At 53.8% G+C, this 10,332-nt stretch carries 11 protein-coding genes; 6 read left to right on the top strand and 5 right to left on the bottom strand.

What is annotated here, in order from left to right; all coding sequences use genetic code 11:
• Window positions 1-552: 552 nt before the first annotated feature.
• Both asd and QNK41_RS02055 read right to left on the bottom strand, forming a co-directional pair.
• Entirely contained in the window at window positions 553-1,680 is a 1,128-nt protein-coding gene (gene asd / locus QNK41_RS02060) for an aspartate-semialdehyde dehydrogenase (RefSeq protein ID WP_319253238.1), read from the bottom strand.
• 142 nt (window positions 1,681-1,822) lie between these two features.
• Window positions 1,823-2,647: an alpha/beta hydrolase gene (locus tag QNK41_RS02055; protein ID WP_319253236.1), complete on the bottom strand. Its 825-nt coding sequence runs from the start codon at window positions 2,645-2,647 to the stop codon at window positions 1,823-1,825.
• An 894-nt stretch (window positions 2,648-3,541) separates the two neighbouring features.
• Here QNK41_RS02055 and QNK41_RS02050 point away from each other — a divergent pair.
• From QNK41_RS02050 to QNK41_RS02025, 6 genes are all read left to right on the top strand, one after another.
• Window positions 3,542-3,898, top strand: coding sequence for a hypothetical protein (locus QNK41_RS02050; protein ID WP_319253234.1), 357 nt, complete (start codon window positions 3,542-3,544; stop codon window positions 3,896-3,898).
• Between the two features lie 144 nt (window positions 3,899-4,042).
• Window positions 4,043-4,699 (top strand): lysophospholipid acyltransferase family protein, encoded by a 657-nt coding sequence (locus tag QNK41_RS02045; RefSeq protein ID WP_319253232.1) that lies wholly within the window; start codon window positions 4,043-4,045, stop codon window positions 4,697-4,699.
• A 151-nt stretch (window positions 4,700-4,850) separates the two neighbouring features.
• On the top strand, window positions 4,851-6,923 hold the full coding sequence (locus QNK41_RS02040; protein WP_319253230.1) for a SpoIIE family protein phosphatase: 2,073 nt from the start codon (window positions 4,851-4,853) through the stop codon (window positions 6,921-6,923).
• A gap of 69 nt (window positions 6,924-6,992) precedes the next feature.
• Window positions 6,993-7,361 (top strand): STAS domain-containing protein, encoded by a 369-nt coding sequence (locus tag QNK41_RS02035; protein ID WP_319253228.1) that lies wholly within the window; start codon window positions 6,993-6,995, stop codon window positions 7,359-7,361.
• 271 nt (window positions 7,362-7,632) lie between these two features.
• Window positions 7,633-8,286: a lactate utilization protein gene (locus QNK41_RS02030; protein WP_319253227.1), complete on the top strand. Its 654-nt coding sequence runs from the start codon at window positions 7,633-7,635 to the stop codon at window positions 8,284-8,286.
• A 12-nt stretch (window positions 8,287-8,298) separates the two neighbouring features.
• Window positions 8,299-8,592, top strand: a complete 294-nt coding sequence (locus QNK41_RS02025; protein ID WP_319253224.1) for a hypothetical protein — start codon at window positions 8,299-8,301, stop codon at window positions 8,590-8,592.
• 78 nt (window positions 8,593-8,670) lie between these two features.
• Here QNK41_RS02025 and QNK41_RS02020 read toward each other — a convergent pair whose 3' ends face one another.
• The 3 genes from QNK41_RS02020 to QNK41_RS02010 are packed head-to-tail and all read right to left on the bottom strand — an operon-like array spanning window position 8,671 to window position 10,099.
• Window positions 8,671-9,486 (bottom strand): alpha/beta hydrolase, encoded by an 816-nt coding sequence (locus tag QNK41_RS02020; protein ID WP_319253222.1) that lies wholly within the window; start codon window positions 9,484-9,486, stop codon window positions 8,671-8,673.
• A complete protein-coding gene (locus QNK41_RS02015; protein ID WP_319253220.1) occupies window positions 9,471-9,842 on the bottom strand; it encodes a YdbL family protein in 372 nt (123 codons plus the stop codon). The genes QNK41_RS02020 and QNK41_RS02015 overlap by 16 nt, the downstream gene beginning before the upstream one ends.
• Before the next feature lie 44 nt (window positions 9,843-9,886).
• Window positions 9,887-10,099, bottom strand: coding sequence for a YnbE family lipoprotein (locus QNK41_RS02010; RefSeq protein ID WP_319253218.1), 213 nt, complete (start codon window positions 10,097-10,099; stop codon window positions 9,887-9,889).
• Between the last annotated feature and the right edge of the window lie 233 nt (window positions 10,100-10,332).

The following is a 10,332-nucleotide window of genomic DNA, read 5'->3' as shown; positions in this document are numbered from 1 at the left end:
GCATTCCGGTAGGCTGATCACAGCAATGGTGGAGAAGCCGAGGCAGCCGTATGTGCATAACGGATGATAGGGTCCGACAGGTGGGAACTGAATCTTGACGGATTCGTAAAAAACCCGATCCGCCTGAGGCGGATAAATATCTGCGTTGCGCTTCATCCTTCGTCACTGCGGCGTACCGTAAGTACGCCTCATTCCTTAAGGATGGAACATGAATGTTCGCCGTAAGGATCTTTATCGATTTGCCATTCGCTCGCCGGAACTCGCTTTCGCGGCCCGCAAGCCTTGATCTCGGGCTTTTTACGAATCCGTCGGGAATGCGACTTTTTACACGTTCATCAAATCTTAAATCGTGACGCCTTAAAAAAGAAGCTCCTCGAATCCGGTGGATCAGAGGAGCCAGAACAAAAGGAGCACACCCATAAATAATATAATACATCTATACAGACAAAACACAACACTGTAAAATTTGGTACATAATACGTATTCAAAACACGTATACTAAGTGACGTAGCAGCTCCCCGGACAGCGCTGCCTTCAGCGCCAGTTTCAGGGTCAGACAACACCGTTCATACAGTCAAGGATAATGTTGAGTACCCGGCGCAAGGGTTCGGCAGCCCCCCAAAGCAACTGGTCACCCACCGTAAAGGCAGTCAGGTAGTGTCGTCCCATGTTCATTTTTCGAATACGCCCCACGGGGATCGAAAGTGTACCGGAAACTGCCGCCGGGCTGAGTTGCGCCAGGGTGGCAGCCTTGTCATTGGGCACCACCGACACCCAATCGTTAGCCGATGCAATGGCATTTTCAATGGCGCCCAAAGGAATGTCCTGGGTCAGTTTGATGGTCAGGGCCTGACTGTGGCAGCGCATGGCACCCACACGGACACATTGCCCGTCGATGGCAATGGGATTGTCTGAACGCCCGAGAATCTTGTTCGTCTCGACCAGACCCTTCCATTCTTCGCGGGTCTGGCCATTTTCCATCGCGCGGTCGATCCAGGGGATAAGGCTACCCGCCAGTGGCGCGCCGAAATACTGGATTGGGAAATTCGGGTCGGCCAGGGTCTCGGTAATCTTACGGTCAATGTCCAGGATGGAGGATGCCGGGTCTTGTGATATGGCTTTGGCACTGTCGCCCAGCAGCCCCATCTGCATTACCAGCTCCCGCATGTTGTTTGCCCCGGCGCCAGAGGCACTCTGGTAGGTCATGCAGGTCATCCACTCAACCCAGTTTTTTTGAAACAGTCCACCGAGGGCCATGAGCATCAAAGAAACCGTACAGTTTCCGCCGATGTAGTCTTTGATGCCGTCGTCAAGGGCTTTGTCGATCACGTTGCGGTTGACCGGGTCAAGGACGATGATGCTGTTGTCTCTCATACGCAACGTGGATGCGGCATCGAGCCAGTATCCGTACCACCCCTTCTGCCGCAGCATGGGGTGCGTCTGTTCCGTATAACTGCCGCCCTGGCACGAAACAATCACCGCCATATCGGCCAGCTTGTCCAAATCATTCGCATCCAGAACCGCCTGGGGCCCGGAACCGATGTCCGGACCGGTTTTTCCGGCCTGTGACGTGGAAAAAAAAGTCGGATTAAAGCCTTCAAAATCGTTTTCAGCCTTCATCCGATCCATAAGGACCGACCCGACCATTCCGCGCCAACCGACGATGCCTACGCTGACCATTTTTTCACAACTCCTTTTACCAAGTATATAATTAACCCACCGGGATCACTGTTAATCGCCAAATCCTCTCCTATCCTTGATGCCCCGGTTCTTATTCCAATAAAGTCCGCGTAGTGCGGTTGTCAAGGAAATTTATGGACCATCACATGGCCTCCGGCATATCTGTCCAGCGGCTCGACAGAAATTGTGAAATGGTCTTGAGGAAAAGCTCCGGTGCTTCTACTGGGATGGAGTGTCCGGCACCTTTGACAACCAGATGCCTGCCGCCGCTTTTCTCGGCCACCTCCGCCGCGCCGCTGATGCTTACCAGGGGATCGTCTGAACCGCACATCACCAGCGCGGGCACATCCAGTTTCTTCAGCATGGATCTCAGGCTCGGGTAACCGGCAAGGGCCGACAAGTGCGCCACCAGGGCCGACGCCCGGTTACGCCGGGCGATGGTTTTAGCGATTCGGTCAAGGATCCTGCTGTTCCGGACCAGGTAATCCTCGCCAAAAACATGCGGCAACGCAGCGTCCACCAAGGTTTCGATCCCGCCGCTTTCAATGATTTTCAGCCATGACCGGACAACCAGCCGAGCGCGAATCGGTGCCCGAACCCCAATGGAACAAATTACCAATCGGCTGACCGCTTTAGGCGTCCGCCGGGCCATGGCATAGGCCAACAGCGCGCCGTGACTCAATCCAACCAAACAGACCGGTCCCAGTTCAAGGTGACGAATCAACGCGGAAAGATCTTCCATATGTAATTCCAGGGATAGGGGCAATTCTCCCAATTCGCTTTCCCCCTGCCCCCTGGCATCATAGAGCAGTGAGCGGAACTCCGGTTTTAAAGACGCCGCGATCACCTTCCAATACATGGTGGTCTGCAGGGTGCCGTTCAAGAAAATCACCACCGGACGGGCAAGCTCAAATCCAATGGTTTCATAATACAAGCTGCATCCGTCTTGGGTCCGAAAATAGGCCATTTTTCGGCCATCCTTTTTCTATAGGGTTGCCGTTTCGGGTTTACCTTTTTGCATATCACACTCTCTTTTAATACTGAAGATAGAACAATCTGATTTGAACCCTCCCCACGGCCAGCCGTGGGGAATGTTCTGCCTATAACGGCAGTGCTGCGCAGCACCCTAAGGATAAAAATCGATTCCCCGTTCGCTCGCTAACGCCGCCGCCCCGATGAGCGGGATCTTTGCTTCGCGCCGACAAGCCGCGGGGAATACGCTCGTTTTCGCGGTTCAAAACGTCGATCGCTCTTGACTTCAATAGTTTCCACATTTAAAAGGGTCTTTTTTGGACACCGAACACGTCCACCGTAACAGAGAGCAACACGGCGCACAGGGATTGCCCCCCCCCGCGCAGCCCCGATGAGCGGGATCTCTGCTTCGCTCCGACAAGCCGCGGAGAATGTTCTGCCGGGAACGGCAGCAATGCGCAGCACCATTAGGATGAAAATCGATTCCCCGTCTGGCTCGCTAAACCCGCCGCGAGCGACGGTGAATGCGCTCACCATCGCGGGGCAAACTGATCATCCTATGCCTATTCGGAGAAAAAACGCGGGCATCGTGCGCAAGGACGCCCCGGAATGGCTTGCGTTTTTATCCTGACCGTAGATATAGATGATTTGGCATTTTGTTTGTTGGGCACCCTTTTTGACATCTGACCATATCGGTCGCATTATTAAGGGTCTGGAAATAACACAGGTTGTCTAATTTAAAGCTAACAATGAGCCCATAGAATAGCCAGGTATGTTCCCATGAGCGCTGACCGCCACTGAAAAAAGCCGGTAACGTAATTATTTGCTTATTGAATGCAAAACCGTCTATTTGGACGGTTTTCAAAGATCTATAAAAGGAGTGTTGATCATGTCGACAAAATTTTACTGTAACAGTGAGATTTGCACCCATGCGGACAAAGGACCATTCGTTCTCGAACTGGCCCAGGAATCGGTGATGGACGGTAACAACCTGGCCACCATCTTCTGCCCTCGGTGCAGCAAGCCCATGAAACAATTGCCAACGGATCTGCAAAAAAGCGAAAGTAATAATCGTTTTTACTGCCACAGCGATGCCTGCAACAGCAACAAAAACAGTCTTTTCTTCATCGACTTGCCGGGTGAAGCGATCATGGACAAAAACAACATGGCCACCATCTTTTGCCCCAAATGCGGAAAGGAGATGAAACCATTTGACCAGGAACCAAGCAAAGCAGTCAATTTCTGACATGGCCTTGAAAAGATGTCATGAGCCCTGGCAAAACAAGGCGAAATTCGGCGGTCAACCAATGCCAATGACAAAAGGCGGACTTTCCATTGAGGATGTCCGCCTTTTGGCCTGAATCACCCGTCTTCAACATAGCAAAGATCCATGAGCCCTTTTGTAAAATCGATTCTGGCCACTCCGACCTTTCACCGTTTCCTGTATTATTTCATCCGTATTTACAGCGGAACATTTCGGTTTCGGATTGAAAATGAAGCCCGATGGCGGCAGCTGACCGATAAGGGAACACCAGTGTTGCTGTGCGCCTGGCACCAGCAGTTCTTTTCGGCCATCCGCCCTTTTAAGCGCTATGCAAAATACCATCCGGCCCTGATGATCAGCCGAAGCAGGGACGGGGTCATCGTTGCCGCCGTAGCGCGTCAAACAGGATGGAAAACAGTCAGAGGGTCTTCATCCAGGGGCGGGAAGCCCGCCCTTCGCTCCATGATCCGCCACCTGGAACGCTCTAATCTGGCCGGCCATATCCTCGACGGACCGACCGGTCCCATGGGGGTGGTCAAAGCCGGAGCAATCCGACTGGCCCATGCCGCCCAAGCCACCATCGTCCCCTTTTCCGTTTCAGCCAGCAAAGCCCTGTATTTCAACAGTTGGGATCGGTTTATGCTGCCCCTGCCATTTTCCCGGGTCACGTTGCGCTTCGGTGATCCGATTCGATTTGCATCTACGAACGACCCGGAAGCTTTCGAACAGCAGCGAGTCCGGCTTGAGACCATGATGGAACCCTGCCTGATAACTGGCCGATAGCCTTCTGACAAGGAGTCTTAAAAGCAAGCCTCGGTTGACCTTCATCCCCATTTAGATGTAAAAGCGTAAAATCGTCCGTCCGTGAGTCACGGACGTCATCGGTTTGGACCCAAAACTGTTTTTTTAGACTTAAAAACAGAATAATAGCCCCGTGGAAATACGAACCCGATCTTATTTTCTGCTCCTCATTCTATGCCTGCTCTCGGCGATTGCTGCATCTGCCGCCGACCAGCGGATCATCGTGGGCCTTCATGACAACACACCGCTGATCTTCACCGATACGGACAGCCGGGTCAAGGGTATCGCTGTCGATATTCTCACCCACATCGCGCGGAAAGAGGGGTGGGATATCCAATACCGTCCAGGTTCCTACGCCCAGTGCACCCGGCGCTTGGAAACCGGCGCCATCGATCTGTTGCCGGGCATGGCCATGTCCGCACAGTTGGAAGATAAATTCACCTTCGGCAAGGAAACCATCGTTGCGAACTGGGGGCAGCTCTATATCAGTTCGGATGCGACCTTCTCGGATATCCTTGATTTCCACGAAAAGGATGTGGCAGTGGTTGAGGCAGACATCTATTTTCAATTCTTTGAAACCATCCTGGACAAATTCGAGATTCGCCCCCGATTTATTATGGTGGACAGCTATGGCAAGGTGTTGTCCATGGTCCACGAGAAAACCGTGTCCGCCGGCATCGTTCCCCGGCTCTACGGCGCTTACTATGAAAAGCGTTTCAGGGTGCGCCAGAGCCCGATCAGTTTCAGGCCGACAGAGCTGCGGTTCGCCGTGGCCAAAGGCCGCAACGCATCCATTGTCAATTCGCTGGACGGTCACCTGAAGCAGTTGAAGGAGAACCCCAATTCGATTTTCTACCAATCGCTGGACCTGTGGACCCAAGGGGTCCGAAAAGTGACCCTCCCGTTATGGCTGCGCCCCTTGTGGGTGCTGGGTATCATCACCGGCGTTATGGGATTGATTGTGGTGGGGAATATAATCCTCAGAAAACAGGTCAAACTGCGCACTGAAGCGTTGAAAACCACCATCGCAGAAAAAGAGAAGATCGAAAGCGAACTGGCCGTGGCCCGGGAGATCCAGCTGCAGCTGTTACCAGGCATTTTCCCGGCCGTTCCCAACAGAAAAGAGTTCGACATTTACGCCAGCCTGGAGCCGGCCCGCGAGGTGGGGGGTGATTTTTACGACTTTTTTTTCATCGATCGCAACTCCTTGTGTATCGTCATCGGTGATGTATCCGGCAAGGGGGTCCCCGCGGCCCTGTTCATGGCCATGACCAAAACCATGATCAAAGCCGCGGCACGACTGTTGGTGGAGCCGGAATACATTCTGGCCGATGTCAACCGGGAGATCGCCAGAAACAATCCGTCCCTCACTTTCGTGACGGTTTTTCTGGGCGTTCTGGACTTGAATTCCGGAGGCCTTACCTATACGTGCGCCGGCCATAATCCGCAGCTATTTATTGGCCAACGAGGAAACACGGTGCTTCTTGGCGATGCACAATGTCCGGCCATCGGCCTGGACGACGCCTTTCAATACCGGCAGGCCACCGCGCATCTGCGGCACAAAGATGGCCTGCTTCTGTTCACCGACGGTGTTACCGAGGCGCAAAATGACAAGAACCGCCTCTTTACGCAGGAGTCCCTCATGAACACCGTCGCCCTGACCGCCGATGTTACGCCCAAAGAACGGGTCATGGCCATCTTGTCCCAAATCCGCGAATTTACCGGAAGTCGCCCGCTGGATGATGACATGACACTGCTGGCCTTGACCTATTTCTCTCCGAACCGAATTGGCGACACCCATAAAACAATTGTGCTGATGAATGACATTCGTGAAATGAGCCGGATTATAGACGCGATCACCCATATTGCCGATTCGGTTTCATGCCCGCCGGTGGTGGTTCATGACGTCACCCTGGCCATGGAAGAGATATTCTCCAATATCGTCTTTTACGGGTTCGGTGACGACCTGGATCACCACATCACCCTCCATTTGGTTATCGAAGGGGATGCACTGATCCTGACGCTTCAGGATGAAGGCATCCCCTTCAACCCCCTGAATGTTCAAATCGGCCCTCGCGACAAGCCCTTAGAGGAACGGGACAAGGGGGGGATGGGAATTACCCTGGCCAAAAACCTCATGGATCAGATGGAATACCGCCGTGAGCGAGGAAAGAATATCTTACGAATGGAGAAGCGATATCGATAGCCCAGTGTCGATCCACAAATGGCCAATTTGCCTATTTCTATATGGACACTGCCTGACAAGGAGAAACAAATGAATCTAACGGTAAAATCGAAGCAGAAAATGGACGGGGTGTATATGCTGTCACCTTCCGGGAGGCTGGACACCAACACCTTTCCCATATTGGAGGACCGGGTGGATGTGGTGCTCCAGGAAAAGCCCCACACCCTGGTTTTTGACATGGAAATGCTCGACTACATCTCCAGCATGGGCGTGCGGGTAATCGCCAAAGCCCAGAAGACCATGAAGGCTTACAACGGCAGGGTGATACTACTGAACCTGCAACCCCAAATTCAAAAAGTATTCGACATCATCAAAGCCCTGCCTTCCCAGCAGGTCTTTTCAACCATGGAGGAACTGGACGACTACCTGGATCGAATGCAGCGGCAGTTCACCGGATGATGCCGGTTAATGGTCCGGTGCATCTTGACATCGTTTTACAAGAAAGATAGAACCGGCATCGTGAGCGGACAGAGCAATCCTAAGTGGTCGTGTTCATAAATACGGTGACGCACCGAGATGGCCGAGGCGCCTGGTTCGCAAGGCGCGAGGAGCGAGAATACCTGTCGTATTTAAGCGACGAGCAACGCAGGCAGACCGGGATGCGTCGGTCATCGAATGCCATCGTATTTATGAACACGACCACGAAGCGACAGTATCAGAGGAGCACTTCATGGACAAGCCCATCCACCACTACTGGGAGCTTCGGCTTTTTAAACTAAAAAAGGCCCTGGAGGCCAACAACTTCGATGTCTATATAGCCGACAACAAGGACCTGGCCAAAAAAATGGCCTACGACACGATTATCCCGGCCATTGCCCCGAAAACCGTCTCATGGGGCGGATCCATCACGTTTGTCGGCACGCGGCTTTACGAAGCGCTGAGAAATGATCCCCGCTACACGGTATTGGACACCTACGACAAAAGTCTCTCACCGGAGCAGAGCATGCAGCGACGGCGGGAATCCCTGCTGGTGGATCTGTTCATCACCGGCACCAATGCCGTCACTGAAAACGGCCAACTGGTCAACCTGGACATGATCGGGAATCGGGTTTCAGCCCTGACCTTCGGTCCTCGCCACGTGCTCATCTTAATCGGCCGGAACAAGATCGTGCCGGATCGTGAGGCTGCCATTGTCCGCATCAAAAACTACGCGGCACCGGTCAACGTCATGCGGCTGGACAAAAAAAATCCCTGCGGGAAAACCGGCCGCTGTGAAAATTGTAGCAGCCCCGATCGCATCTGCAACACCTGGACAATTACTGAAAAGAGTTTTCCCAAACACCGGGTAAAGGTCGTTCTGATCAACGAAGACATGGGATTCTAAGGAGAAATTAACATGACCGTCGAAGCAACCACCTGGCTCTATGTGGCCATTCTGAAAGCCGGGCCCAGCGAACAGATTGTCGGGCAGACCGACACCGAACAAGATATCTCTTTCATCCCAGCCTTTTTGGATAAGGAATCCGCTCAGCAGGCCATGTTTCATCTGCACCTGGAAAAAAAGCAGAAGTACGAAGTACAGGCCATGATCTTCGAAGACCTTGCCCGCCATGCCTCTGAAAACGGATTTCTCGTTTTTGTCCTGGATGAGGAGGGCAAGGTGTTGGAGCGTCTTCCTGCCATCCCGTAAAACCGGCTTTTTCTTTATATACGACGCCGGTGCCTTGCCAACCGGTCGGACCAAGGTGGAGCGGAACCCGATGGGCGCTCAATCGATCGTGTCAACCCGATCCTTCATAAACGCTGAAATGGCAGCCAGCACAGCATCGGACTTTTCCAGGTGCGGCGCATGACCGCAGTCGGCGATCACCTCGGTGGCCACCCTGTCACCGGTCTTTGCCTGGATGACATCAAGCTGGCCCAGTGACCCGTATAGATCCGTTTCCCCCTGGATGGCCAGCACCGGCACATGAATGGCCGGCAGGAAGGCGTCGATCCGCCACTGCCTGAAATCCGCATGGAGCCACACATCGTTCCAGCCCCAGAAGGCGCAATCGGTATTTTCCTCATGGTAAGGAGACAGTCGTGCCTTAAGATCCCCGTTGAGGTAGCGTTGCCGCGCGGCCTGGATGGATCGCCGGGTGAGACCTTCGCAATAAACGTGGGCGGCCAGGGTGACAATCCCCTTCAGGCCTGGACAGGGACCGCCGCCGGCGTGGATCAGGGCGATGGAGCCGCCGTCGGAGTGGCCGACAAGCAGGTAATCGCGTATCCCGCTTTGACGAATGACCTCGGGCAGCACCACCAATCCCTCGTGGTGCATGAAATCAACCCTTCGCGGCAACGGGCAGGGGGCGGAACCACCGTATCCCAGGCGGCTGTAGACCAATGCCCCGCATCCGGTGATCCCGGCCAGTCGGGCCGGGAAGTCCCGCCACAGGGCCACACATCCCAGCCCTTCGTGAAGAAATACCAGGGTGGGCGCTTCGTCAGGCGAGGGGCCGATCCATTGGGCCTCCAGCCGGTCCCCGGCGGCGCTTAATTGAAGGTCGAATCGGACCTGGCGGGTTATTTCTGAACCCACTTTCCACCGGCATCCTGGAGCCATTCTCCGGGCTTGGCATTTTCGGCAATCTGCAGCGCCCGACGCCGACCGACCACGCCGGCGGTCGTTCCCTGCTGCTTGGCGATGGCGCCGTAAACCAGCTGCCGATCCTGGTTCTCCGCGTCTATCAGCACCTGTTCCGACTGGTTGCCGCCGATGAAGGCAAGAAAGCCTTGATTGTTCTCTCCGACAATCCCGGCAGCCTTGAGTTCGATAATTCTCGGCAGCCGGTCTTTCATCCGTGCTTTAATGTCAGCGCAAAAGGCGGATCCCGAGAAAAGAAACACACCGGCAACAACCGTTGCCACAAACCATAGATATCGTTTCTGATTCATTTGAATCGTCCTTTCATGGCCAGCAAACACCGCTTACGCCGGCATCATTCAGTTGTCTTGATTTCTTTGGCGGTTTCGTCAATATCCCCGAAAAAATCGTCCAGGGCCCGATCCACTTTGACGTTGACGTCAATGGTGATGTGGATGGGTTTGATTTCCACCGGCTTCACCTCTATCTCGTGACGGGTGGCGCATGATGAGAAGCTCCACAAGGCCCAGACGATTGCCGCCGGCAATAGAAAAATCCTTCTACGCATAACCATTCTCCTCGATGGTTTTGTCCAACATCACAGATCAAAAGGCTCCGTAAAAAGTTCGAAATCAAGGCTTGCGGGCCGCAAAAGCGAGTTTTAGCGAGCGAACAGTATATCGATCTTCATCATTACGGCGAACATTCATGTTCCATCCCGAGAATACCGCTATCGCGGGTGCCGTAGGCAGCGTACTGACGGTACGCCGCAATGACGAGGGATGAAGCGTAACGCAGATA

It is taken from the genome of Desulfosarcina sp., assembly GCF_033791525.1.
Taxonomy (GTDB): domain Bacteria; phylum Desulfobacterota; class Desulfobacteria; order Desulfobacterales; family Desulfosarcinaceae; genus Desulfosarcina.
Note: the sequence above shows the minus strand (reverse complement) of the source record. Positions and strands in the feature narration are given on the sequence as shown.

What these genes read in the sequence shown, in the direction of transcription:
- asd (WP_319253238.1), bottom strand. Translation starts at nt 1,680, where the DNA reads ATGGTCAGCGTAGGCATCGTCGGTTGGCGCGGAATGGTCGGGTCGGTC.
- QNK41_RS02055 (WP_319253236.1), bottom strand. Translation starts at nt 2,647, where the DNA reads ATGGCCTATTTTCGGACCCAAGACGGATGCAGCTTGTATTATGAAACC.
- QNK41_RS02050 (WP_319253234.1), top strand. Translation starts at nt 3,542, where the DNA reads ATGTCGACAAAATTTTACTGTAACAGTGAGATTTGCACCCATGCGGAC.
- QNK41_RS02045 (WP_319253232.1), top strand. Translation starts at nt 4,043, where the DNA reads ATGAGCCCTTTTGTAAAATCGATTCTGGCCACTCCGACCTTTCACCGT.
- QNK41_RS02035 (WP_319253228.1), top strand. Translation starts at nt 6,993, where the DNA reads ATGAATCTAACGGTAAAATCGAAGCAGAAAATGGACGGGGTGTATATG.
- QNK41_RS02030 (WP_319253227.1), top strand. Translation starts at nt 7,633, where the DNA reads ATGGACAAGCCCATCCACCACTACTGGGAGCTTCGGCTTTTTAAACTA.
- QNK41_RS02025 (WP_319253224.1), top strand. Translation starts at nt 8,299, where the DNA reads ATGACCGTCGAAGCAACCACCTGGCTCTATGTGGCCATTCTGAAAGCC.
- QNK41_RS02015 (WP_319253220.1), bottom strand. Translation starts at nt 9,842, where the DNA reads ATGAATCAGAAACGATATCTATGGTTTGTGGCAACGGTTGTTGCCGGT.
- QNK41_RS02010 (WP_319253218.1), bottom strand. Translation starts at nt 10,099, where the DNA reads ATGCGTAGAAGGATTTTTCTATTGCCGGCGGCAATCGTCTGGGCCTTG.